Origin of the sequence: Halomonas sp. H10-59 (genome assembly GCF_040070555.1) — a bacterium.
Lineage (GTDB): Bacteria > Pseudomonadota > Gammaproteobacteria > Pseudomonadales > Halomonadaceae > Halomonas > Halomonas litopenaei.
Map to the genome: position 1 here is coordinate 1616432 of NZ_CP098828.1, position 24352 is coordinate 1640783.

The following is a 24352-nucleotide window of genomic DNA, read 5'->3' on the forward strand; positions in this document are numbered from 1 at the left end:
CGCCTGTGGGCGCCCCCGGCCATGCTGACCGCTTATCGGCGTGGAAGGCAAGCATCGCGCCTGCCTTTCAGACTACGACGTTGGCTAACCAGGTCTCGACGTCAGTCGATCAGCTCTCGGCCTCAGTCGATCAGTTCCACCGCCACGGCGGTGGCTTCACCGCCGCCGATGCACAGGCTGGCGATCCCGCGTTTTCCGCCCTTGGTGCGCAGGGCGTGGATCAGGGTGGCGATGATCCGCGAGCCAGTGGAGCCGACCGGGTGACCCTGGGCGCAGGCGCCGCCGAAGACGTTGACCTTGTCGTGGGGCAGCCCGAGATCGTCCATGGCCATCAGGGTGACCACGGCGAAGGCCTCGTTGATCTCGAACAGATCCACATCGTCCACCGACCAGTCGAGCTTCTTCATCAGTGACTCGATGGCGCCCACCGGGGCAATGGTGAACTCGCTGGGGTGGCGCGAGTGGGTGCTGTGGCCAAGCATGCGGGCCAGCGGGGTGGCGCCGAGGCGATCCGCCGCTGCCTGGGTGGACAGGATCAGGGCAGAGGCGCCATCGGAGATGGAGCTGGCATTGGCCGCCGTGATGGTCCCGTCCTTGGCAAAGGCCGGCCTCAGGGTGCGAATCTTGTCCAGGCGAGCCTGGAAGGGTTGCTCGTCATGCTCGACCAGGGTGTCGCCCTGACGGCTGGAGACCGTGACGGGGGCCATCTCGGCGGCCAGGTGGCCGGCCTCGGTGGCCTGCATCGCCCGCTCCAGCGAAGCGATGGCGAAGTCGTCCATGCGCTCGCGTTCGTAGCCGCGCTCGCTGGCGACTTCCTGGGCGAAGCCACCCATCAGCTTGCCGGTCTCGGCGTCCTCTAGGCCATCGAGGAACATATGGTCCTTGAGTTCGCCATGGCCCAGGCGGTAGCCGCCACGGGCCTTGGTCAACACATGGGGGGCGTTGGACATGGACTCCATGCCGCCGGCCAGCATGACCTCGGCGGTGCCGGCCCTGATCAGGTCGTGGGCCAGCATGGTGGCCTTCATGCCCGAGCCACAGAGCTTGTTGATGGTGGTGGCGCCGCGGTGGTCGGGAATGCCGGCCTGGCGCATGGCCTGACGGGCCGGCCCCTGCTTGACCCCGGCCGGCAGCACGCAGCCGAAGATCCCTTCTTCGATGGCGTCTGCCGGAATCCTGGCGCGCTCGATGGCGGCACGAATGGCGCAGGCGGCCAGTTCGGGGGCGGTCTGACTGGACAGGGAGCCCAGCATGCCGCCCATGGGGGTGCGGGCAGCGGCAAGAAAGACGATATCGGACTGACTCATGGCGTGACTCCTGAAACTCTTGCATGTCGATTCTGCGATCGAGCGGCAAGGTGTTGTGTTTGTGTGGGCCGTGGACACGGCGCTGTGATGTCAGTGTGGTTCAGTCCCCGGGGTTTCGCTCGCGACGCGAATCGCGTACGACAAGGTCAGCAAACGACGTTGACCCCGAGGGTGGGCTATGCTTTTCTCAACGAAACCAAGCAAGCGCTAGTGTAACTGTCGATGAATGTAATGAATGACTCGCCCCGTCGCAAGGAGCTGACCCGGCTCGCCGCTCAGCTGTTTGTCCAGGAAGGCTTCGATCGCACCACCGTGCGCATGCTGGCACAGGAAATGGGGATCAAGTCAGGAAGCCTCTTTCACCACTTTCGTGACAAGCAGGAGATTCTTGCTGCGGTCATCGAAGAGGGCACCCAGAACGCCTTGACGCTGGCTCGAGCCGCGCTCAAGGACAGTGCGCCCGACCCCTTGTCCAGGCTGCATGCCATGGCGCGGGCCCATCTGGATACGCTGTTGACCGACCGCAACGCCCACGTGGTAGCGCTGTATGAGTGGCGGCGCCTCGACGATGGCGCTCGGGACCACCTGACCCACCTGCGTGACGCCTACGAGGCGCTGTGGAACGAGGTGCTGGATGACGCCATCGCAGCGGATCTGGTCACCGGCGATCGCGCCCTGGTTTCGCGCTTTGTGCTGGGCGCCCTGAACTGGACGGTGCGCTGGTACGACCCGGACGGGCCGCGTGACCCCGAACAGCTGGCCCACGAACTGGTCGTGATGATCACCCGCCGTCCTTGATCTGCCAAGGGCAGAGTAGCGGGCCGCCCCCTGTGATGGAAAGCTGGGGCGCGCCGTGTGCCTGGTAGTCGGTTCTGCTCGTCTTTTCTCTTTCTCTTTTGCTCCTGTTCTCCTTTTCCCATTCCCGCGTTGTCGTTGCCTCGATGAGGTTCATTCTTTCGCCGAGTGCGCGGGCACGTCCGTCGTGCTCGGTCGGTGCGGTACTTCGAGGTATTCCTAGACGATGGTCTAGCGCACTCTTGCTTGTGTCATGACGTTGAAGCCTCTAGCTTCAACCCTAGCGCTTGCTAGGTTGACGCTTACGTCAACGGAATATTGCTGCCGGGGTCACCCTGGAGAGCTTCATCAACAATCACAACGCAAGAGGCCCGTCATGAGCCACGTCACGCCCGTCGATGCCGAGAGCTATCGCGAGACCTTCGACATCCAGCAGGTGATCGATCGTCTGGACGACCACCAGGATGGATATCTCAACGCCTATCATGCCTGCTGTGGTCGACATCTAGGGCAGGGCAGGGGCGACGTCCTGGCGCTGGTGCATGAGGACACCGCCGGTCAGGTGAGCCGGTTGACCTATCGTGAGCTCGACCAGCAAAGCGCGCGTCTGGCGGGCTGGATGGCGGCTCGGGGGCTGGGTGTCGGTGACCGTATCGCCTGCATGCTGCCGCGTTCGCCGCAACTGCTGGTCGCCGTGGTGGCGACCTGGCGTCTGGGTGCGGTGTACCAGCCGCTGTTTACCGCCTTCGGGCCGGATGCGGTGGACTACCGCCTGGGACGCGCCGACACCCGCCTGGTCATCACCGACGCGGCCAATCGTCACAAGTTCGACGGCCTGGAAAGCTGTCCCCCGGTGCTGGCGCTGGGTGGGGCCAGCGAAGCGCACCCGCAGGACCTGTCCTGGGATGAGGCGCTGGCCAGCGAAGCGCTTCAGGACTCGCCGCCGCGGCTGTCGCCAGACGCCCCCTTTCTGCAGATGTTCACCTCCGGCACCGTCGGCAAGCCCAAGGGGGTGGCGGTGCCGCTGTCGGCCATGCCGGCCTTTGCGCTGTACATGGAGCTGGCCGTGGACCTGCGGCCAGAAGACCGCTTCTGGAACATGGCCGATCCAGGCTGGGCCTATGGCCTCTACTACGCCATCGCCGGGCCGCTGCTGCTGGGCGTCACCACCCACTTCTGCGAGGCGGGGTTCAGCGCCGAGGGAGCGCTTGCCTTCATGCAGCGTCATGACATCACCAACTTTGCCGCGGCGCCCACCGCCTACCGCCTGATGAAGGCCTCGGGTCTGTTCGACAATGCCCATGAGACGCTGTCGTTGCGCGCGGCGAGTTCAGCGGGCGAGCCGCTCAATACAGAAGTGGTGAGCTGGGTGGAGTCGGCGCTGGGCTGTCCGGTGATGGATCACTACGGCCAGACCGAGACCGGCATGACCTGCAACAACCACCACCGGCTCGAGCACCCGAAGCACATCGGCGGCATGGGCGTACCCATGCCCGGTTACCGCCTGGTGATCCTCGATGCCGAGTACCAGGAGTTGCCCCCCGGTGAGCCCGGCGTGCTGGCGGTGGATATCGAACGCTCGCCGGCGCACTTCTTCCCGGGCTATACCTGGCAGGAGAAGCATCCCTTCGCCGAGGGTTACTACCTCACCGGAGACGTGGTGGTGCGCAACGAGGACGGCAGCTTCCAGTTCGCCGGGCGCGACGACGACATCATCACCACCGCCGGCTATCGGGTCGGCCCCACCGACGTCGAAAACTCGGTACTGACCCACCCCGCGGTGGCGGAATCCGCGGCTGTGGGGCAGCCGGACGAGATCCGCGGCGAGATCATCAAGTCCTATGTGGTGCTGCGTGACGGCTTCGAGGCCAGCGATGCCCTGGCCGATGAAATTCGTCAGCAGGTGCGAGAGCGCCTGTCGACCCACGCCTTCCCTCGGGTGATCGAGTTTGTCGATGAGTTGCCGAAGACCCCGAGCGGCAAGATTCAGCGCTTCAAGCTGCGAGCCGATGCCGCCGAAAAGGCTTGAGCGAGCCGTCGGTATGGTGTCGGGCCAGGCATCCAGATAGACGTTTTTACCTTACGCCCCGAGCGAGTGCTCGGGGCTTGTTGCATGATTGATCAGGAGAATTCGCATGCGTATCGAGAACGCGACCTTTGTCATCACCGGTGCCGGCTCCGGCCTTGGCTCCGCCTGTGCCGAACGCCTGGTGGCCGCCGGTGGTCGAGTCGTGCTGTGCGACTTGAGCGAGGGCGTGCAGGACCAGGCCAGTCGCCTGGGCGACGCTGCCATCGCGGTGCAGGGCGATGTCACCTCGGCGGATGACATCCAGGCGGTGATCGACGCGGCCCAGGCCCACGGTGACGGCCTTGCCGGAGTGATCCACTGCGCCGGTGTGGTCAGTGTGGCCAAGCTGGTGGATCGCCACGGCAACCCGGCCGACCTCGACGCCTATGCACGCACCGTGCAGATCAACCTGGTCGGGACCTTCAACGTCATGCGCCTGGCGGCGGCGGCCATGAGCCAGAACCCGCCGGGAGATGACGGTGAGCGTGGGGTCATCATCAATACCGCCTCGGTCGCCGCCTTCGATGGCCAGGTGGGGCAGTGCGCCTACAGCGCTTCCAAGGCGGGGGTGGTAGGCATGAGCCTGCCGGCCGCCAGGGAACTGTCGCGTCACGGCATCCGGGTGATGGCGATCGCGCCGGGCGTGTTCGAGACGCCGATGATGGCGGACATCCCCGAGGATGCCGTCGCCGCGCTGTCCCAGGCGGTGCCTTTCCCCAAGCGGCTGGGCAAGCCCGATGAATTTGCCCGCCTGGCGGAGCAGATCATCACCAACAGCATGCTCAATGGCGAAGTCATTCGCCTGGATGGCGGTATTCGCATGCAGTGAATCCTGCCCTGAAACGAACGCTTGACTTAGAGGGCGGTCGTCGCTACTTTCAAACACATGTTTGAAAGTGCGTCCTGGCGAGGTCCATCGCAGGCGCAGCCACCGAATCCAGGAGTGCCCCATGCCCGACTATCAGGCCCCGCTGCGCGACATGCGCTTCGTGATGGACGAACTGTTCGACTACCCGAGCCATTATGCTCGTCTTCCTGCCGGGGATGATGTCTCGCCCGACGTGGTGGCGGCGATTCTCGAGGAGGGCGCGCGCTTCGCCCGCGAGGTGCTGCTGCCCCTCAACCAGAGCGGTGATCGCGAGGGCTGTCGTCTCGAAGGTGGCGAGGTCAAGGCGCCGAGCGGTTTTCGCGAGGCCTATCGACAGTACGTGGAGGGTGGCTGGCCGAGCCTTGCCGCAGAGCCCGAGCACGGCGGCCAGGGCCTGCCGCCGTCACTGTCGATGCTGCTGTCGGAGATGATCTGTGGCTCGAACCTGGCCTGGGGCATGTATCCGGGGCTGTCCCACGGGGCGGCAGACGCGCTGCGTCACCACGGCACCGAAGAGCAGCAGCGCGTCTATCTGACCAAGCTGGTGGAGGGGAGCTGGACCGGCACCATGTGCCTGACGGAGCCCCACTGCGGTACCGACCTCGGGCTGATCAAGACCCGCGCGCTGCCCCAGGATGACGGCAGCTACAGTATCAGCGGGACCAAGATCTTCATCTCTGCCGGTGAGCACGATCTGGCCGACAACATCCTCCACCTGGTGCTTGCCAAGCTGCCGGATGCACCCGAGGGATCCAAGGGCATCTCGCTGTTTCTGGTGCCGAAATTTCTGCCTGATGGCCAGGGCGAAGCGGGTGAGCGCAACGGCGTGGTGTGCGGCTCCCTCGAACACAAGATGGGCATCCACGGTAACGCTACCTGCGTGATGAACTTCGACGGCGCCACCGGCTACCTGATCGGTGCGCCGAACAAGGGGCTGGCGTGCATGTTCACCATGATGAACGCCGCGCGTATCGGGGTCGGTATCCAGGGCCTGGGGCTCGCCGAGGCGAGCTTCCAGAACGCCCTGGCCTACGCCCGGGATCGACTGCAGATGCGCGCGCTGTCGGGCCCCAAGGCACCCGAAAAAGCCGCGGACCCGATCATCGTCCATCCGGACGTGCGGCGCATGCTGCTGACCCAGAAGGCCATCGCCGAAGGCGGCCGGATGCTGGTGCTGTATACCGCCCAGTTGGTGGACGTGGTCGAGCAGTGTTCGGCCGGCGAGGAGCGCGAGCGGGCCGAGACCCTGCTGGGCCTGTTGACCCCTGTCGTCAAGGCGTTCCTGACCGAGCTTGGTTTCGAGGCCACCAACGAAGGGGTACAGGTGTTCGGCGGCCACGGCTTTATCCAGGAATGGGGCATGGAGCAGATGGTGCGTGATGCACGCATCACACGGCTGTACGAAGGCACCACAGGGATCCAGGCGCTGGACCTGCTGGGACGCAAGGTGCTGATGAACCAGGGCGAGAGCCTGAAGGTCTTCACAAAGGAGATCCACAAGTTCTGTCAGGCCAACGCCGACGACGAGGCCATGGCGCCCTTTGTTGGCCCGCTGGCCAAGCTCAACAGTCAATGGGGCGAGCTGACCATGGGCATCGGCATGAAGGCCATGAGCGATCGTGAAGAGGTGGGGGCAGCCTCGGTGGACTACCTGATGTACTCGGGCTACGTGACCCTGGCCTATCTGTTCGCCCGGTCGGTCAAGTGCGCCCGGGAAGCGCTGGCGGACTCGCCCAGCGACGCCAGCTTCTACCAGGCCAAGATCCACACCGCGCGCTTCTACTTCGAACGGCTGTTGCCGCGCACCCGTACCCACGCCGCCCAGATGCAGGCAGGGGCCGAGGGCCTGATGGCGATGGACGCGGAAAGTTTCGGCCTTGGTTTCGAGGTATAGACGGGACTGCCTGTCGACACGATGTTTTGCTGAGCTCTCTCGATCGGGTGACTGATCGTTGATGGGCGGCGAGCCTGGCTCGCCGCCCTTTTTTTATCGAGGCGAAGCGAGCCCGGGGGATGCGTCTGTCGGAGCAGAAGACTGAGACACTTCATTAGCCGCCATACGGGTTTCATGGCATGATGCGCCGATACGCATATTCTTATAGTGAAGGTGATGCAAGACTCTCTCCATCTGTCGATTCTCGCCAAGGAGGCATCATGAGCCGCCACCTGGGATTGGGGGTCAAGTCGTTACTTATCCCGTTGTTGTCCTTTCTGGTCGCACTGGTGCCGGTGCTGTGGATCGGCAGCCACGCGCTTCAGGACGTCGAGCGCCACTTCGGACAACGCTTCGCCGAGCAGTACAGCCAACTGCATACCCAGCGCATGCTGACGCCGCTGTCCACCGAGCTGGCCCTGGCCAGGCGCTTCGGCGATCTGAAGGTCACCCGCGACTGGCTCTCGGATATCGACAACGAGGAACTCAAGGCCCGTTTCTTCGCCGAGTCCGAGGGATTTCGCCAGCAGTTCGACGGTGACGACTACTTTGTGGTGCATCACGACAGCCGCCAGTTCTACTTCAACGACGGCAAGATGAGTCCGAGCCGTGCCCCCCGCAACCAGCTGTCACGCAGTGACAGTGAAGACAGCTGGTACTTCCGCATGATGGACAGTGGGGCGCCTACCCGGGTTCAGGTCGCCTATAGTCCGGCGCTGGACATCACCCGGGTGTGGATCAATGTTCGCGTCGACGGCGAGAACGGGCCCCTTGGCATGGTCGGTGGCGGCCTCAATTTCAACCGCCTTCTGGCCAGCAGCTTCGACGATCAACCGTTGGGCGTGGCTTCCTTCCTGCTCGGCCGCGAGGGTCGGGTGCTGGCGATGGCAGAGGACGGAGAGCTCCAGGCGACCGACTTGAGCCAGGTCGATGAAGGTGGCGGCGTGCTCGATGCGGCGGTCGGGGATCCCGAGGCCCTCGCCGAGATGCTGGCATCGGCCCGGGAGAGCGGCGGAGAGGTAGAGACCCGCACCCTCGAGTGGTCCGGTGAGGAGCGAGTGGTGGCGGTCAGCTACATGCCGGAGCTCGACTGGTGGCTGGTGTCGGCGGTCGATCCCTACGCCGCCACCTTGCTGGAAAAGCGTTGGTTGTGGCCGCTGATGTTTGCCCTGGTGGCCAGTCTCGGGGTGGTGCTGCTGGTGGTGGTGATCGCCCTGCGGCGGCTGATCGTCAACCCGATGCGTCGCCTCAGTCAATCCGCCCAGGCGCTGGCCCAGGGCCGTTATGACACCAGGCTCGACAGTGACCGCGGTGACGAGATCGGCGATCTGTCACGGGATTTCCAGCGCATGGCCGATCAGGTTCAGGCCCATACCGAGGAGCTCGAGGAACGCATCCGTCAGCGCACCATGGATCTCACCCTGGCCAACCGGCAGATGAGTGAGGCCAAGCGTCAGATCGATGATTCCCTCGACTGCGCTCGGGTATTGCAGCAAGCGATCCTGCCCAGCCGCGACATGCAACGCTGCGCCGGGCTAAGGCACGGCGTGCTGTGGAGTCCCAAGGATACGGTCGGCGGCGACATCTTCGTGTTTCGGGACTTCGGTCATGACCGCGGCTATCTGCTGGGGGTCATCGACTGCGCGGGACACGGCGTGCCCGGCGCCCTGATGACCATGCTCGCCCGTGCGGCCTTCGACAACTCGGTCAACCAGGTGGGGCCCGAGAATCCGGCGGGTATCCTCGAGGAGATGGACCGGCGCATTCGCCGCACGCTCGAGGCCGACAGCGAGGCTCACGGCGTGACGCCGCACATGGATGCGGGGCTGGTGTGGGTCGGCGCCGGCCAGCAGCAATTGACCTTCTCCGGCGCCAAGCTGGATCTCTATGCCACCGATGGCCAGCGCCTGGAGGTACTGGCCGGTGGCCGACGCGCCCTGGCGTTCAAGCGTCGTGGGGAGTTCACCAATCAAACGTTGGCACTGGTGCCTGGCTGGTCCTGTACGCTGTGCAGTGACGGCTTCCTGGATCAGGCGGGCGGCGAGCACGGGTTTGGCTTTGGCAGGCGGCGTTTCGAGGCCATGCTGCTGGAGCACGCCGGGCTCGATCCCAGGGCACAGGTTGCGGCCTTCCTGGATGCGCTGGCGCGATTCCAGGGTGAGGCGCACCAGCGTGACGATATCACCCTGCTGTGCTTCCAGCCGGCGGTCGAGGACGAGCAGGATGGCACCGCGTCCGCGACGTCCAATATTCACCACGGTCATGATGAGGAAATTCCATGGACCTCTTGACGCTGCGCGACCAATTCGAGAAACAGCGCGTGCTGCTAAGCTTCAATGGCCCGATTTCCCATAGCCTGATCGAAGAGATCGGCAAGGCCATTCGCAACTACCTCAACAGCGAATCTGCGGCACCATCGGCGGCGATGGACGTGTTCTCGACCTACATCGAAATGACCCAGAACATCAGCCATTACGCCACCGCCATGGGCTATGACGAACAGCGCGCCACCGCCACCGTTGCGGTGGCGCGGGGCGAGCAGGGTCACTATCTGGTGTCGGCGGGCAACGTGGTCGAGCATGCCGATGGCCAGCGTCTGATGGCGACCGTCGAGGAACTCGGCGAGATGGACGCGGTCGAGCTCAAGCGATGCTACAAGCAGCAACTCAGAAAGCCGCGGGAAGACGGCTCCCGGGGAGCAGGGCTGGGATTGATCGACATGGCGCGAAAGTCCTGCCAGCCGCTTCAGTCGAACCTGACGCCGCTCTCCGATCAACAGAGCTTTTTCTGCATCACCGCCACTATCTGACGGAAAGTCGAGAAAATGATCAACGACATTGCGATTGACGGGACCCAGTCGACCCCTGACATTCGTTCTGACTGGGACGCCGGAACGCTGACCATGCGTGGCGATTCCTATCCCGAAAACACCTTCGAGCTCTACAGTGGCGTGCTGAACTGGGTAGATCACTACCTGCGAGACGGCGAGAGCCCCCTCGAAGTGTGCCTGGAACTGGTCTACCTCAACACCAGCTCGGTCAAGGCGATGATGGACATCTTCGACCTGATGGAGGAGGCCCACCTGGAAGGCAAGGCCTGCAGCGTGGATTGGCGCTACGATGTCAGAAACGAACGCATCGCCGAGCTGGCCGAGGAGTTCAAGGAAGACTGCAGTTTTCCGTTTGCGATCACCCCCGTCGAGGATACCAGTTCATGACCGAAAGGGATCGTCAGCTGCTGCGGGACATCGAGGCACTGCTGGCCTCGTCCGAGCATCAGGACAATCCACTGAAGGCACCGCTCGAAGCGCTCTACCGGCGGCATACCGAGCAGCTTGAGCGGCTGGACCGCATGGCTGCCATTTCCGATGGCTTTCAGCGCAACGTCAAGAGCGACCTGTCCACCGCCGAACGCCGGCTGGAGCGACAGCAGCGTCGCCAGCACAAGCTGTCACGCATCGCCGATGGTTATCAGGAGCTGCTGTTCGAGCGCAAGCAGACGCTGGAAAGCGAGGTCATGCTCGATCCATTGACCAAGATCCCCAATCGTCGTGGCCTGCACACCGAGCTGCGTCGACTGATGGCCGCCTCCAGCCGACAGCAACGCCCTTTTACCCTGGCGATGGTGGACATCGACCACTTCAAGCGCTTCAACGACGAGCATGGGCATGATGTCGGCGATCAGGCGCTGCTGGTAGTGGCCAAGGTCCTCGACGACACCCTGCGCGGTGGCGATATCGTCGGTCGCTGGGGTGGGGAAGAGTTTCTGATCGCCTTGCCCGGCGCTTCGCTGTGGGCGGCTGAACCCCTGTTCGAGCGGCTCCAGGCCAAGTTGCGTACCACCCAGGTGGTGAGCGACGACTCCCTGACGCTGACCGTCAGCATCGGCGCGGCGGAGCACCGCCATGACGAGACCTACGAGCAGACCATGAATCGCGCCGACCAGGCGCTGTATCAGGCCAAGCGCAATGGGCGAGATCGCTGGGAGGCCGCCGAGTGACGGGCGTTCTGACTCAGCATCAGATGGTGTGTCGGCGTTGGAGGTTGCGCGGGTCCGGACCTGGCAGGCAGGAGGTACCGGCAGCATGCTGAGGGTGTCCGAGCGGCTGTGGCTTGCGTCGATCGGCAAGGAACACTGTGACGCTCTGTGGCACGCCATCGACGCCAGCCGGGAGTCGTTGAGGCCCTGGCTGCCGTGGGTCGATGCGACCCGCGAGCAGGGAGATTGCGAGGTCTTCGTCACCGCTGCCATGGCCGAGCGGCGTCTGGGCACCGCTCGACACTTTGCCTTGCTCGAGGACGACGAGCTGATCGGCGTCGTCGGCTTCAACCGCATCGTCGAACGTCACCGCTGGGCGTCGCTGGGCTATTGGCTGCGCAGCGACCGCCAGGGTGGGGGCCGGATGTCGCAGTCCGTGGCAACCCTGGTGGAATGGGGTTTCGACGAACTCGAGCTTCATCGACTCGAGATTCGTTGTGCCGAAGGCAATAGCCGTAGTCGCGCTATCCCCGAGCGACTCGGCTTTCGCCAGGAAGGCGTGCTGCGCGAGTGCGAATGGGTCGGCGGACGGGCGCTGTCCCATGTGGTCTATTCGCGTCTTGCCGGTGACCCCGCGCCGGGCTGACGGCCTCGCCTTCAGGCCCAGCGTTCCTCGGCGGTAAAAGCGACGGTAAACCAGCGGCGCTCGGGGGGAATGCTCAGTCGTGAGGATATCTCCTCGCGGATCTCGTCCATCTCTACCATGCCGCGCCCGGCAGCGAAGTTCGGCGCGGTCACGATATGGATCTCGATAAAGTGGCCCCGGCCACTCTTGGCCACATGACTGTAGTAGTGGCTGAGACCCTCTCTTTGCATGATCTCCTTCATCGCCGCGTGTACCTCACGATCGATGGCGCTGGGTGCCATCAGCAGGATGTCCTTGGCGGCTCGCCGAATGATGTTGATGGGCACCGGCATGAACACCAGGGTCAGCACCACCAGCAGCGCCGAATCGACGTAGGGTGTCCAGTGGTCGAGCGCGGTACCTTCCAGCATAAGGGCGATCACGAAGGCCACCAGCAGCGCGCCGGTGATCAGCGCCGCCATCAGCCAGTTCTTCTGATCGATTCGCAGAAACTCGGAGTTGGCCCTGCGATTGATCTTCTTCAGATACACCGCCATGGCGCTGCAGATCACCAGCACCACGGCGGCGTAGAGGGTGGCCGCGCCGAAGGAGAGGGCGTGGCCGCCGCCCAGCAATTCCCGCAGCGCGTTGAGAAAGGCGTAGAAGCACAAGAGCAGCAGAATGCCACCGTTGAGCGCCGCCACCATCGGCTCGAAGTGCCAGAAGCCATGCTGGAAGCGTGAGGTCGCCTCGCGCACGACCAGCCGCGATACCGCCAGCGCAAGCCCCGACATGGCGGCGTCAATGGTGGAAAAGACGCCATCGAAGAGGATCGACTGGGAGCCGGCCAGCAGGCCGAAACTGACCCCGAGCAGGGCGACGCCCAGGGTGGTGATGATCGAGAGCGACAGGGCCCGTTGTTCGAGTCGTGAATCCATGATCCGATGCAGTGTCGAGGAAAGCTCGACTATAGGGGCTGGCGTCGTTTGGCACCAGCCGGGGCGTTCGCGTCGGCTATCACAGGGCGTGGATCAACAGGGAGAACACCATGAGCAACAATCTCTACGCCAGGGCAGAGTGTGGCTGCGGCGCCATTGCGCTGCTGGTCGCCGGTGAACCCGAGGCCGTCGATCCTCGCCTGAGGCTGGCCTGGTGGCCGGAGACAGCGCTGCAGTTGACGCAAGGGGCGGACTGGCTCGAGCTCACGGATGAACGGCGCGGAGAGCATCGCTTGCTGGTGGAGAGTTGCCGCCGCTGTGGTGACCGGCTCATGGTCTCACGGGGCGGCTGGGTCGAGACGACGCTTGAATGGGTGGAGAGGCTGGGGCTGGAGGTATCGACGCTCCGTGCCAGTGATGCACTTCGAGAGAGCTTCGGGCATGCACGCCCCGTTGACTGAGCCGTCGTGATCTCCACCCATGGGCGCTCGCTGCCTGCGCGGTGAAGGGATCAAGGGTGCGCGTTGGCGAGGGAGGGGTAGCCCAGCAACTGCCCCAGGCGCTCGGCGTGAAGCGACAGCCAGTCGGGATCGATCGGCCCCCAGTCCTCGATGCGATAGTGGCCGATATTATGAGGCTTGCCTGGCTGATGCTCGAAGCGGCAGCGGATGTCCAGTTCCTCGAGGGCGGCGAGGGTGTCCTGAGCGGTACGTCTCGGCATGCCGGTGGCGGCGGTGATGGCCGGCACGCTATCGATGCCGGTGGCCACCAGATGGGCCAGGTAGAGGCGTCGATAGAAGCTGGTGCGGGTCTTGCTGAGGCTGGTCATGGGCTTTCGCTATCTCGTCAGGGGCCTTTGGTACCGATGGTGCAGCGTCACGTAAAAGCGCGGCCAGTGCAACAGAGGTTCGAGACTTTGATGCACGTCACAGGCGTGCCTGCCGGCACAGGCTAGAGTGTGGCGACACCGGGCGGTGCTTCATGAACTTCGTCATGGAAATGATTCTTGAAGCGCGAACGGTTCTCGCCATTTTCTATCCCGAGGTTCTCGCATGTCTGCATCGCCGATCTTTGACCGCTCCGCCCTGGCCGCCCTGGCCACCACCCTCTGTCTTGGTGTCTTTTCCAGCAGTGCCTCGGCGCTGGAGTATCCGATCGGCGAGCCCGAACTGGTCAACGGCATGGAAGTCGCCGCGGTCTACCTGCAGCCGGTGGTCATGGAGCCTGCCGGTGAGCTGGCCGCTGCCGAGGCCGATATTCATCTCGAGGCGGATATTCACGCCCTCGAGGACAACGACAACGGTTTTCCTCCTGGCGCCTGGATTCCTTTTCTGCACATTGACTATCGGTTGCAGAAGGAAGGCAGCGACAGTGTGATCGAAGGTAGCCTGATGCCGATGATCGCCAGCGACGGCACCCACTATGGTGTCAATGTGGCGCTCGAGGGCATGGGGCGCTATCACCTGAGCTTCCACATCGAAGCGCCGCACCTGATGCGTCACATCGACAAGGAAACCGGCGTGGCACCCTGGTATGCGCCCTTCGACGTCGAGTACGACTTTGTCTACGCCGGCGTGGGCAAGAAGGGCGGCTACTGAGAGGAGGCGGTCATGTTGCTGCTACGTCGTTCCCGTCTCTCGGGCGCGCTGATCACGGCGCCGTTGGTCGCGCTGTCGCTGATGACACTGTGCGCCACCTCTGGTCAGGCAGAAGCCGGAGCGCTGCCTACCTACCGGTTGACCCTTGTTGACGGCAGGCTTGATCCCGTCGAACTCGAGGTCGTCGCCGGGCAGCGGTTCAAGATCGAACTGCATAATGCCGGAAGTACGCCGGTGGAATTCGAGAGTCGCCGGCTTCGCCAGGAAAAGGTGATGGGTCCCGGCGTTCACTCCTTCGTCGTGGTCCACCCGCTGAAGCCGGGGCGTTACGACTACTTCGACGAGTTTCACCTGCCCGATGCCCAGGGCGTGATCATCGCTCGGGAAGCCTCCGAGGAGGCACACCCATGAACGAAGCGGCCTTTATCGTGGTCCTGCGCGAGAGCCTGGAGGCCATCCTGGTGGTCGGCCTCGTCTACGCCTGGCTCGCCCGAGAGGGGCGTCGTGATGCCTTGAATTGGCTGTGGGGCGGTGTCGCGGCGGGTATCGCCCTGGCGGTGGTGCTCGGTGCTGTGCTGATGGGAGTAGGGCGCTGGTTGACCGGTGACGCCCAGACCCTGTTTCAGACCGCCATGTCGGCGCTAGCCGCCGCGTTGATCGTGCAGATGGTGGCGTGGATGCGCCGTCGCGGTGCCTCCTTCAAAAGCTCCATGGAGTGTGACGCCATGCTGTGTCTGTCGCGCTCACGGCTGTGGGGCATCGCTACCCTGGTGGCCCTGGCGGTGGCTCGGGAAGGCGCCGAGACCCTGGTGTTTCTGTACGGTCTGGGGCTGGCCCAGTGGCGAGGCGGACAACTGACCTCCTTCGCCCTGGCCGCAGGTCTCGGCTTTGTCACGGCGGCTGCCTGCTTCGTGATGCTGCAGTGGTCCTCGCGACGACTGGCCTGGCGCGGGTTCTTCCGGGCCAGCGAGATCCTGCTGCTGCTGGTGGCGGCGGGCCTGTGGGTAGCGGCGCTCGAGCGGCTGATGAATCTGGGCTGGTTGCCGGTCGGGATCGATCCGCTGTGGGACACCAGTGCCTGGCTGGATGATGGCCAGGGAGTCGGCGGACTATTGGCCAGTATCGCCGGTTACCGTGCCTGGCCTTCCTCGACGCTGGTGCTCGGCTACCTGTGCTATTGGGGCCTCGTCTACTGGTGGGTGGGCGGGCAGCGCCCGTCGCACAACGTCGTCGAGGGAGCGGTGTCGTGAACGAGGCGGCGGCGGTGACGGCAACAGGGACTGCAACAGTGACGCCAGCAGTGATGCCAGAAGCCAGCGATCGTCGCTGCGGGCCTGGCAAGGAGACTCGGCCAACCGTGGCTGAGAATCGGCATCCAGGCGCCCGCAAGACCCGACGCTGGGCACGTCTGGGAGCCTGGCTGAAGCATCATCGGCGCTGGATTCTGACACTGCAGTGGGCCGTGGTGGCGTTCTACGCCGTGCTGCTGCTGGTGCCGCCCTTGTTGCCCCTGCCGAACCATGAGGCACGCATCCTCGATCACCTCACGGTGTTCGCCGAGTTCGTGTTCTGGGGTATCTGGTGGCCCTTTGTCATGGTCAGCATGGTGGTGGCGGGGCGGCTATGGTGCGGGATGATGTGTCCGGAGGGTGCCATCACGGAAGCAGCCAGCCGTGTCGGCATGGGCCGGGCGATACCGCGCTGGATGCGTTGGGGTGGCTGGCCGTTCGTGGGCTTCGCCATGACCACGATCTATGGGCAGCTGGTCAGCGTCTACCAGTATCCCAAGGCCGCGCTGCTGGTGCTGGGGGGCTCGACCCTGGCGGCGGCCGTGATCGGTCTGGTCTACGGCAAGGGCAAGCGCGTCTGGTGTCGCCATCTGTGTCCGGTCAGCGGCGTCTTTGCGCTGTTGGCCAAGCTGGCGCCGTTGCACTACCGCGCCGACCCCGAGGTGTGGACCGAACACGGACGGCGCCAGCGCCGGCGTGAGGTGTCAAGAAGTCGGGCTCCGGACTGCCCGGTGCTGATCCCGCTGAAGCAGCTGGACAGCGCCAGTGACTGCCATCTGTGCTCGCGTTGTTCAGGCTACAAGGATGCTATCCATCTCGAGCTCAGGGCGCCCGGCATCGAGGTGTTGTCGCCACCGCCTCAGCGACCCGCGACCCTGTGGGAGTTCGTGCTGGTGGTGTTCGGCCTGCTGGGCATCGCGGTGGGGGCATTCCACTGGTCGGCGAGCCCCTGGTTCGTGGCCGCCAAGCAGCAGGCGGCTGTCTGGCTCTATCAGCACGGTTGGGGATGGCCGCTGGAAACCAGCGCACCCTGGTGGCTGCTGACCCACTATCCCGAACACAACGACGTCTTCACCCTGCTCGATGGAGCCCTGCTGCTGGGCTATATCGGTGCCACGACCCTGGTGCTGGGGGGGCTTGTCTCGCTGTCGCTGTCGCTGACCAACCGTCTGCTTGGCCGCTGGCGCTGGCAGCGACTGTGGCACCTGTCCTACGCCCTGATACCCCTGGCCGCGGTCGGCGTCTTCCTGGGCCTGTCGATGACCACCCTGACCCTGCTGCGAGGCGATGGCCTGCTGATCCACTGGGCCAATGACGCCAGGGCGCTGTTGCTGGGGCTTGGCGTACTGGCAAGCGCGGGGCTTGGATGGGGCATCCTCGGACGCTACGCCAGTGGCCCGCGTCGACTTCTGGCCATGCTGCCCATGCTCGCCGCCCAGGCGCCGGTGATCGGCGCCTGGTGGCTGCTGTTCTGGGGCTGGTAGAACGTGGTAGCGCCTGGTAGAGAGCCAGCCAGCGCCGACCCTGACTATGCAGAAAGAAACGGCGCTTTCATTGCGGTGATGATCTGGCGCATTTCGTCATCCGAGGTGATATAGGCCGGCGGGCTGGTAGAGAGCTAGTCAGCGCCGACCCTGCCCACTAATTATGCGTTTGCTGTGAAAGTTATGCGTTTGCTGTGAAAGGCGCCTTCATGGCCTTGATGATCTGGTGAATTTCCTCATCCGAGGTGATATAGGCCGGCGGGCTGGTAGAGAGCTAGTCAGCGCCGACCCTGCCCACTAATTATGCGTTTGCTGTGAAAGTTATGCGTTTGCTGTGAAAGGAGCCTTCATGGCCTTGATGATCTGGCGCATCTCGTCATCCGAGGTGATATAGGCAGGCATGGTGTAAAGCCATCTGCCGAAGGACCTCAGCCACACGCCCTGTTCACGGGCGATGGCGGCGGCGCCTTTCAGCGCTTTACTGTCGTGCACCTCGATCACGCCGGTGGCGCCGAGCACACGGATGTCGGCCACCGCAGGGTGGGCGCGCAGGTCACTGTCGCCGGCGAGTTCCTGCACAAGGATGGCGTTGAGCCGAGCGATACGGCCCAGATAGTCGTCCTCCTCGAAGACCCTGAGGCTTTCCAGTGCCACGCGACAGGCCAGCGGATTGCCCATGAAGGTCGGGCCGTGCATAAAGGCGTGAAGCTCGCTGTCGCCGATAAAGGTGTCATGGACACGGTCGTTGGCCAGGGTCGCCGCGTGGCCAAGGTAGCCGCCGGTCAGCCCCTTGGACAGCACCATGATGTCCGGACTGACACCGGCATGGTCGGCGGCGAACATGCGCCCGGTGCGGCCAAAGCCGGTGGCCACTTCGTCGAACACCAACAGCACGTCGAACTCGTCACACAAGGCGCGAGCACCCTTCAGATAGTCCGGAGAGGTCATGTTGAGGCCACCGGCAGCCTGCAGCAGGGGCTCCATCAACAGCGCGGCGATCTCGTGGTGGTGGGCTTCCAGCACCGCTCGCAAGGCGTCGAGGTCGGCGGCGACCTGCTCTGGCGTGGCCGTATAGGGTGCCGTCGGCGCCGGGGCGAAATGGTGCTTCGGAAGAAAGCCGGAAAACAGCGAATGCATGCCCTCTTCGGGGTCACACACCGCCATGCAGCCGGCGGTATCACCGTGGTAGGCCTTCATCAGCGACAGCATGCGGTGCTTGTTGGGGCGGCCGCGCAGATGGTGGTACTGCACCGCCATCTTCATCGCCACCTCCATGCCCACCGAGCCGCTGTCGGAGAAGAACACGTGGTTGAGGCCCTCTGGCGTGATGCGAACCAGTTCCCGGGCGAGCTGGTCGGCGGGATCGTGGGTTAGTCCTCCAAGCATCACATGACACAGCGTGGTAGCCTGCTCCTGAATCGCCTTGACCAGCCGTGGATGTCCGTAGCCGTGGATCATGCACCACCAGGAGCAGGTCGCGTCGAGCAATGATTCGCCGCTGTCCAGGGTAAAGCGGGTGCCCTGGCCGCCGACTACCCGGGGGGCAGGGGCCTGGGTCTTGAGATGGGCGTAGGGATGCCACACCGGAGAGGTCATGTCGGCTCCTGAAGGACGCTTGGTGGTAAACTGAGTGACGAGTTAAAAGTTTACCACCGCTGCTGCTGCCGTCGCCAACACCAGCGCTCGTACCCGGAAAATCGGGGTAGAGCGGGGCAGGCGAGGGCGCAAGGAGGAGCGGTGCTTTCTCAGGGTTGCTGGGCTTAGGGATGCCGGGCTCAGGGATGCTGGGCGTCGACACGTTCGAGAAAGCGCTCGAACAGGAACGCCTCGTCGTTTTTCAGCGAGCGACTCAGGCAGTCGATGAACTCTCGGCGCGGATAGGTGAAGACCCGCGGCGCCTTGTAGGCATCCAGATCGATGGCGATCACCTCTCCGTCGACGACCAGGAAGTTCTCGGTGTGCAGGCCACGACAGTGGATACGGTCACGGTACAAGGCTTCGAGAATGTCCAGGTAGCGGTTCTGCAGTTCCGGAGAGTCGAGGACCAGCTTTTTAAGCGCGATGCCGTGCACGTTGGCGGTGACCAGGCGATAGCGCTCTGCCGACAGGATTTTCGGTGTGGCGATACCCAGTCGCTCCAGTCGGCCGGCGACATAGCGAAAATTGTGGCCGGGGTAGCGCCGGATGCCCAGGCGGTAGCGCCAGCGATCGCTGGTCTTGGGCGTGAAGGTCTTGATGAAGGCGTCCTGGTCCGGATCGTAGTGGACCTCGGTGTACTTGCCGGTCTGGATCAGTTGCATGGCGTCCTTGGCAGGCAGGGGGTGGCGGTCAAAACAAGGAGAGGGAAGACGTCAGGCGTCTTCGTCGAAGCGTGCGTCGAACAGTGCCTCCAGAGCGTCCAGCACCGCGTCCGCGTCCTTGCCTTCGGCCTCCAGGGTCAGTTCCGTTCCGCAGGGGGCGGCCAGCATCAGCAGCGACATGATGTTGGCGGCGTCACCCGAGCGGCTGCCATGGTGGACGGTGACGGTGGCGTCAAAGGGTTGGCAGCAGGTAACCAGGCGAGTCGCGGCGCGTGCATGCAGGCCGCGACGATTGGTCAGGGTCAGGGTGCGTCGGGCCACGCCTAGAGTCCTCCGCTGTCCAGTCGGCGTTGCTGGCCGAGTTCGCGGTGGCGTAGACGGACGCGGGGATGCTGGTCGGCCAGGGCCGAGGCGATTCCCTCGGCCAGGTAGACCGAACGATGCTGTCCTCCGGTGCAGCCCACCGCCACGGTGAGGTAGCTGCGCTGGCTTTGCTGATAGCGCGGTAGCCAGGTGCGCACCCAGCCGAGGATGTCGCGCTTCATGTCGGCGACGTCCTGATAGCGTTCGAGGAAGTCGATGACGCTGGGATCGCAGCCATTGGCATCACGCAGCGATGGTTCCCAGTAGGGGTTGGGCAGACAGCGGGCATCGAACACGATGTCTGCATCCGGCGGCACGCCACGCTTGAAGCCGAAGGACTCCACGGTCAGGCTCAACTGGCCGCTGCGGTGGTCGGCGACCTGTTCGGCGATGCGCGAACGCAGTTCGTGCACCGACAGGCGAGAGCTGTCGATGACCAGATCGGCCAGGTCTCGAATACCCGAAAGGGCCTTCTGCTCGGACTCGATGGCTTCCGCCAGGGTCATGTCGCTATCACGGGTCAGGGGGTGACGGCGCCGCGTGTGGGAATAGCGCTCGAGCAGAATTCGCGCATCACTGGTCAGGTAGACCACCTGGCAGTCGATCGGACTCTGCTTGAGGGACGCCAGCTGGGCGGGGAAGCGTTCCAGCGCCTCAGGCAGGTTGCGGGCGTCGACGCTGACGGCGATACGGCGGGAATGACCGTTTTCCAGCTCGTCCACCAGGGCGCCCAGCAAGGTCGCGGGAAGGTTGTCGATGGCGTAGAACCCCAGGTCCTCCAGGGCCTGAAGGGCCACGGACTTTCCCGAGCCGGAGCGACCACTGATGATCACGAGCTGCATGTCCTGTCTCCTTGGGCAGGCGTCCATTGCTGATGGCCTAGGCAAGGCCGCGATCAGGAGGGAGTGTCGTCCCCCGGCGCCTGTTGGCGGATGGCTTCCTGCAGGCGCTCGTGAAGCTCGCGCTGGGAGCTGGCGTGGCGCAGACGGTGACGTGTGTCGGCGTCGTTCATGACGCCGGCGACCTGGCCGAGCAGGGCGAGATGGGCGTCGTCGGCCTCTTCCGGTACCAGCAGCACGAACACCAGATCGACGGGCTCACCATCGATGGCATCGAAGTCGACAGGTTCCGCGAGTTTGAGGAAGCCGGAGATGGGCGCCTTGCAGTGGGGGTTGCGGGCATGCGGAATGGCGACGCCATTGCCGATGCCGGTACTGCCCAGGCGCTCACGTCCGATCAGCCGACTGAAGACCTCCTGGCTGTCCAGGCTCGGGGTGTTCTGCGCAATGAAGGTGCTGAAAAACTCCAGCACCCTCTTCTTGCTGCCTCCCGGGACATCGAACAATGTGCGCTCGGGAGGGAGAATGGCTTCCAATGTCATGAGAGTCAGCGAATTCCGGCGCCTTGGGCGCGGGCTTGGGATTTTTCCTTGTGCTTGACCAGCTGGCGGTCCAGCTTGTCGGCAAGGGCGTCGATAGCAGCATACATGTCGCCGTCCTGCGCTTCGGCATGCAGGTCGGCACCGGCGGCGTGAAGAGTGCAGGCGGCCAGCTGGCGTTCCTTTTCCACCGAGAGGGTCACCTGGACGTTGGTGATGTTGTCGTAGTGGCGCTCCACACGGGTGAGCTTCTCTTGTACGTAGTCACGCAGGGGATCGGTCAATTCGACGTGGTGGCCGGTGATGTTGACTTGCATGACAGGCTCCTTGCTCTTTCGGGTGGTGGCTTGATTGTAACCCTTTTTCCGATCCTGCAAACCCCCTCGACGCTACGCAGAAAGACGCAGATGTCATGCGAAATTTCAAGTGCTTGCGCTTTCCCGATAACTAGGCTAGCGACGCCGCAGCGCAAGGCCTCAGCGCAGGCGCTTGCGCTCGCTGGAAGACGGAATATTCATGGCTTCCCGGTACTTTGCCACGGTGCGTCTGGCGACATTGACGCCGTCTTCCGCCAGCAATTCCACCAGTTTGCTGTCCGACAGAGGTTTGCGGGCAGGTTCCTTTTGAATCAACGATTTGATCATGGCGCGGATGGCGGTACTGGAATGGGCGTCGCCATCCTGGCCGACCTGGCTCGAGAAAAAATACTTCAACTCGAACACGCCGCGAGGCGTGTGCACGAACTTCTGGGTGGTCACGCGGGAGATGGTGGACTCGTGCATCTCCACCTTGTCTGCGATATCGGCCAGCACCAACGGTTTCATGGCCGCTTCTCCCTGCTCGAGGAAGTCGATCTGACGCACCATGATTTCCCGGCCGACCTTCAGCAAGGTGTCGTTGCGGCTGGACAGACTCTTGATCAGCCAGCGCGCCTCCTGCAGGTGGTCCTTGAGGAACTGGTTGTCCTGGCTCTTGTCCGCGCGCCGAATCAGCGCAGCGTAGTCGGGCTGGATGCGCAGTCGGGGCATTGCATCCGGATTGAGTTCAACGCGCCAGCCCTCTTCGGTGTGGCGTACCACCAGGTCGGGAATGACGTAGTCGTTATCGCTGTCACCGAATTGGCTGCCGGGACGTGGGTCGAGGCTTCGGATCAGCTCGATGACGCTGTCGAGTTGGTCGTCATCGAGTCCTAGTCGGCGCTTCAGCAGACGTCGGTCGCCGCTGGCAAGCGCCTCGAGAAACTGTCTTACCAGTCGTCCGGCCTGGGGCAGCAGGACGGTATCGCGAGGCAGGCTATCCAGTTGCAGCATCAGACATTCGCGCAGGTCGCGGGCGAACACTCCGGTCGGTTCGAACTGTTGCAGCCGAACCAGCACCGCCTCCACCTCGGCGAGGGGAGGGGGGCGACGACCGTCTTGCTCGAGCCCCTGGGCGATGTCATCCAGTGTCTGCTCGAGATAGCCGTCGGCGTTGACCGCGTCGAGCAGGCTCTCGGCGATCAGGCGTTCCTGGTCGCTGACGTCGAGCATCGCCAGTTGCCAGCTCAGGTGGCTGTGCAGTGACTGGGAGCTTGCCTGGCGCTCGAAATCCGGCGCCTCGCCACTGCCGGCGGGGGTGGTGCCCAGGTCCTGGTAGGTGTCGGACCAGTCGCTGTCCACACTGAGTTCCGAGGGAATCTGATCCGCCCAGTCATCTTCCACGGCTTCCCTGGTCTGCTGTTCGCCGAACTCGTCCTCGAGTTCGAGCATGGGGTTGGCCTCCAGCGCCTGCTGGACCTCCTGGCGCAGGTCCAGGGTCGAAAGCTGCAGCAGGCCGATCGCCTGTTGCAGTTGCGGGGTCATGGTCAGCTGGGTACCGATGCGCAGCTGCAGTGACGCCTTGAGGGCCATGGGTCGGGATCCACCAGTGTTGTCGAAAGGCTTTACCCTAACGACGAGTCATCAGACATGCAAGCATCTTGCCAAGTTGGTGTTTTTTGACCTGTGGGAGGGAGTGAAAAGGTCGATGTGGAACAACTTGGTAGGGGGGGAGGTGGTTCTTTCGAGGGGGGGCCCCTGTGTGCAAGGTGAGGCCGACCCTTTCGGGGCCGGCGGTTGGATGCTGATGCTGGCAAGTGTTGCGGCCGCTTGATGCGACTGCGGCTGTCGGGCGGCCCTGCGGCCTAGAGGCGGAAGTTCTCGCCCAGGTAGACCTCCTTGACGCGCTGGTTGGCGAGGATGGACTCGGCGCTGCCCTCGGCGATGATCTGGCCGTCGCCGACGATGTAGGCACGATCGCAGATATCGAGGGTCTCGCGCACGTTGTGATCGGTGATCAGGACGCCGATATCGCGGGCCTTGAGTTGACGAATGATGGACTTGATCTCGCCCACCGAGATCGGGTCGACCCCGGCGAAGGGTTCATCGAGGAGGATAAAGGCCGGCTCGGTGGCCAGGGCGCGAGCGATCTCGACCCGGCGCCGCTCCCCGCCGGACAGGCTCATGCCGGCGTTGTCGCGAATATGGCTGACGTGGAAATCCTCGAGGAGTTGCTCGAGACGTGCTTCTCGGCCCTCGCGGTCGAGGTCCTTGCGGGTCTCGAGGATCGCCATGATGTTGTCGGCCACCGACAGCTTGCGAAAGATCGAAGCCTCCTGAGGCAGGTAGCCGATACCGGCCAGCGCGCGCTGGTGCATGGCCGCGCGGCTCAGGTCCCGATCATCGATGCTGATGCTGCCGGCGTCGGCTCTGACCAGGCCGACGATCATGTAGAAGGAGGTGGTCTTGCCGGCCCCGTTGGGGCCCAGCAGACCGACGATGCTGCCCTGCTCGATCGACAGGCTGATGTCCTGGACGACGCGACGCTTCTTGTAGCTCTTGGCCAGATGGCGAGCGTGGAGAGTCTTCATCAGTTTCCTTGGCTTTCCGGCTCGAGGGTCATGCGAATGCGCTGCTCGCCCTGGACGCCCTGGGCGCTGGAGCGGGCCTGGACCACGCGGCGATCGAGGAAGTACTCCAGATAGGCACCGTCGAAGGTGTCATTGGCCTTGTGCAGCTCAGCCTGGTCGATCAGCTCCATGCGGCGTTCGGCCACGTGGTAGATCACCTTGCGGCCCCAGCCCTTGACCACCGGTTCTTCCGGGGATGGCTTCTGCTCGAGGTAGGCACGTGAGCCGGTCGCGGTCGCCAGTGACAGTTGTCCCTGGTCGTTGCGCTGGATCTCGACGCGTTCGCCGGTGAGGATCATGCTGCCTTGCACAATGCGCACGTCGCCGGTATAGACCGCGGTACCGGCGCGATCATCGAGATCCAGCTGGTCGGCCTCCACCTGAATCGGTGCGCTGCGATCACTTTCCAGCGCCAGGACACTGCTGCCGGTGGCGCCGGCGGCCAGGCCAAGGGCCAGGGCAAGCAGGAGGGCGGGACATGGACGCATCATGGAAGGGGCTC

At 64.0% G+C, this 24352-nt stretch carries 26 protein-coding genes; 14 read left to right on the forward strand and 12 right to left on the reverse strand.

Going from position 1 to position 24352, the window contains the following annotated elements; genetic code table 11:
- Positions 1–122: 122 nt before the first annotated feature.
- Positions 123–1307 (reverse strand): acetyl-CoA C-acyltransferase, encoded by a 1185-nt coding sequence (locus tag NFG57_RS07190; RefSeq protein ID WP_045993234.1) that lies wholly within the window; start codon positions 1305–1307, stop codon positions 123–125.
- A gap of 231 nt (positions 1308–1538) precedes the next feature.
- On the opposite strand from NFG57_RS07190, the gene NFG57_RS07195 reads away from it, so the two are divergent.
- The 9 genes from NFG57_RS07195 (at position 1539) to NFG57_RS07235 (ending at position 11595) form a co-directional block, all read left to right on the forward strand.
- On the forward strand, positions 1539–2105 hold the full coding sequence (locus NFG57_RS07195) for a TetR/AcrR family transcriptional regulator (protein WP_045993235.1): 567 nt from the start codon (positions 1539–1541) through the stop codon (positions 2103–2105).
- Between the two features lie 373 nt (positions 2106–2478).
- On the forward strand, positions 2479–4131 hold the full coding sequence (locus NFG57_RS07200; protein WP_213228712.1) for an AMP-binding protein: 1653 nt from the start codon (positions 2479–2481) through the stop codon (positions 4129–4131).
- Positions 4132–4237: 106 nt separating this feature from the next.
- Entirely contained in the window at positions 4238–4999 is a 762-nt protein-coding gene (locus NFG57_RS07205) for an SDR family NAD(P)-dependent oxidoreductase (RefSeq protein WP_213228710.1), read from the forward strand.
- A 121-nt stretch (positions 5000–5120) separates the two neighbouring features.
- Positions 5121–6932, forward strand: a complete 1812-nt coding sequence (locus NFG57_RS07210; RefSeq protein WP_286985214.1) for an acyl-CoA dehydrogenase C-terminal domain-containing protein — start codon at positions 5121–5123, stop codon at positions 6930–6932.
- A 260-nt stretch (positions 6933–7192) separates the two neighbouring features.
- Positions 7193–9262, forward strand: coding sequence for a biofilm regulation protein phosphatase SiaA (siaA, locus tag NFG57_RS07215; RefSeq protein ID WP_348815786.1), 2070 nt, complete (start codon positions 7193–7195; stop codon positions 9260–9262).
- A complete protein-coding gene (gene siaB / locus NFG57_RS07220; RefSeq protein ID WP_108132639.1) occupies positions 9250–9780 on the forward strand; it encodes a biofilm regulation protein kinase SiaB in 531 nt (176 codons plus the stop codon). Before siaA ends, siaB begins: the two co-directional genes overlap by 13 nt.
- A gap of 15 nt (positions 9781–9795) precedes the next feature.
- Positions 9796–10188: a biofilm regulation phosphoprotein SiaC gene (siaC, locus tag NFG57_RS07225; protein ID WP_249742852.1), complete on the forward strand. Its 393-nt coding sequence runs from the start codon at positions 9796–9798 to the stop codon at positions 10186–10188.
- Positions 10185–10970 carry a diguanylate cyclase gene (locus NFG57_RS07230; RefSeq protein ID WP_213228706.1) on the forward strand — a complete coding sequence of 262 codons (786 nt, stop codon included), beginning with the start codon at positions 10185–10187 and terminating at the stop codon, positions 10968–10970. Before siaC ends, NFG57_RS07230 begins: the two co-directional genes overlap by 4 nt.
- Before the next feature lie 85 nt (positions 10971–11055).
- A complete protein-coding gene (locus NFG57_RS07235) occupies positions 11056–11595 on the forward strand; it encodes a GNAT family N-acetyltransferase (RefSeq protein WP_213228705.1) in 540 nt (179 codons plus the stop codon).
- Positions 11596–11606: 11 nt separating this feature from the next.
- Here the strand turns inward: NFG57_RS07235 and NFG57_RS07240 are convergent, their stop codons facing one another.
- Positions 11607–12512, reverse strand: a complete 906-nt coding sequence (locus tag NFG57_RS07240) for a cation diffusion facilitator family transporter (protein WP_213228704.1) — start codon at positions 12510–12512, stop codon at positions 11607–11609.
- A gap of 110 nt (positions 12513–12622) precedes the next feature.
- Between NFG57_RS07240 and NFG57_RS07245 the strand changes: the two genes are divergently transcribed.
- Positions 12623–12973, forward strand: coding sequence for a hypothetical protein (locus NFG57_RS07245; RefSeq protein ID WP_222516947.1), 351 nt, complete (start codon positions 12623–12625; stop codon positions 12971–12973).
- A gap of 50 nt (positions 12974–13023) precedes the next feature.
- Here NFG57_RS07245 and NFG57_RS07250 read toward each other — a convergent pair whose 3' ends face one another.
- Complete coding sequence (locus NFG57_RS07250) at positions 13024–13341, reverse strand: winged helix-turn-helix domain-containing protein (RefSeq protein ID WP_213228702.1); 318 nt, start codon at positions 13339–13341, stop codon at positions 13024–13026.
- A 223-nt stretch (positions 13342–13564) separates the two neighbouring features.
- Between NFG57_RS07250 and NFG57_RS07255 the strand changes: the two genes are divergently transcribed.
- The 4 genes from NFG57_RS07255 to NFG57_RS07270 all read left to right on the forward strand — a co-directional run bounded on the left by NFG57_RS07255 (position 13565) and on the right by NFG57_RS07270 (position 16883).
- A complete protein-coding gene (locus tag NFG57_RS07255; protein ID WP_108447658.1) occupies positions 13565–14110 on the forward strand; it encodes an iron transporter in 546 nt (181 codons plus the stop codon).
- Positions 14111–14122: 12 nt separating this feature from the next.
- The gene (locus tag NFG57_RS07260; protein ID WP_231498632.1) at positions 14123–14521 is read left to right on the forward strand and encodes a cupredoxin domain-containing protein; all 399 of its coding nucleotides are present in this window, start codon (positions 14123–14125) and stop codon (positions 14519–14521) included.
- Positions 14518–15360 (forward strand): FTR1 family protein, encoded by an 843-nt coding sequence (locus NFG57_RS07265; protein WP_348815787.1) that lies wholly within the window; start codon positions 14518–14520, stop codon positions 15358–15360. The genes NFG57_RS07260 and NFG57_RS07265 overlap by 4 nt, the downstream gene beginning before the upstream one ends.
- A gap of 107 nt (positions 15361–15467) precedes the next feature.
- The gene (locus NFG57_RS07270) at positions 15468–16883 is read left to right on the forward strand and encodes a 4Fe-4S binding protein (RefSeq protein ID WP_315900854.1); all 1416 of its coding nucleotides are present in this window, start codon (positions 15468–15470) and stop codon (positions 16881–16883) included.
- Positions 16884–17204: 321 nt separating this feature from the next.
- On the opposite strand, the gene bioA is transcribed toward NFG57_RS07270, so the two are convergent.
- The 9 genes from bioA to lptA form a co-directional block, all read right to left on the reverse strand.
- On the reverse strand, positions 17205–18479 hold the full coding sequence (bioA, locus tag NFG57_RS07275; protein WP_348815788.1) for an adenosylmethionine--8-amino-7-oxononanoate transaminase: 1275 nt from the start codon (positions 18477–18479) through the stop codon (positions 17205–17207).
- Between the two features lie 179 nt (positions 18480–18658).
- Positions 18659–19183, reverse strand: a complete 525-nt coding sequence (locus tag NFG57_RS07280) for a hypothetical protein (protein ID WP_124804346.1) — start codon at positions 19181–19183, stop codon at positions 18659–18661.
- 51 nt (positions 19184–19234) lie between these two features.
- The gene (locus tag NFG57_RS07285; RefSeq protein WP_045993249.1) at positions 19235–19504 is read right to left on the reverse strand and encodes an HPr family phosphocarrier protein; all 270 of its coding nucleotides are present in this window, start codon (positions 19502–19504) and stop codon (positions 19235–19237) included.
- Positions 19505–19506: 2 nt separating this feature from the next.
- Complete coding sequence (rapZ, locus tag NFG57_RS07290; RefSeq protein ID WP_222516951.1) at positions 19507–20388, reverse strand: RNase adapter RapZ; 882 nt, start codon at positions 20386–20388, stop codon at positions 19507–19509.
- Between the two features lie 53 nt (positions 20389–20441).
- Positions 20442–20927: a PTS IIA-like nitrogen regulatory protein PtsN gene (gene ptsN, locus NFG57_RS07295; protein WP_045993251.1), complete on the reverse strand. Its 486-nt coding sequence runs from the start codon at positions 20925–20927 to the stop codon at positions 20442–20444.
- 5 nt (positions 20928–20932) lie between these two features.
- Positions 20933–21241: a ribosome-associated translation inhibitor RaiA gene (gene raiA / locus NFG57_RS07300; protein ID WP_108447660.1), complete on the reverse strand. Its 309-nt coding sequence runs from the start codon at positions 21239–21241 to the stop codon at positions 20933–20935.
- A gap of 159 nt (positions 21242–21400) precedes the next feature.
- Positions 21401–22813, reverse strand: coding sequence for an RNA polymerase factor sigma-54 (locus tag NFG57_RS07305; RefSeq protein WP_213228699.1), 1413 nt, complete (start codon positions 22811–22813; stop codon positions 21401–21403).
- A 272-nt stretch (positions 22814–23085) separates the two neighbouring features.
- Complete coding sequence (gene lptB / locus NFG57_RS07310; protein WP_348815789.1) at positions 23086–23811, reverse strand: LPS export ABC transporter ATP-binding protein; 726 nt, start codon at positions 23809–23811, stop codon at positions 23086–23088.
- Positions 23811–24341, reverse strand: coding sequence for a lipopolysaccharide transport periplasmic protein LptA (gene lptA, locus NFG57_RS07315; protein WP_348815790.1), 531 nt, complete (start codon positions 24339–24341; stop codon positions 23811–23813). The genes lptB and lptA overlap by 1 nt, the downstream gene beginning before the upstream one ends.
- Positions 24342–24352: the final 11 nt, after the last annotated feature.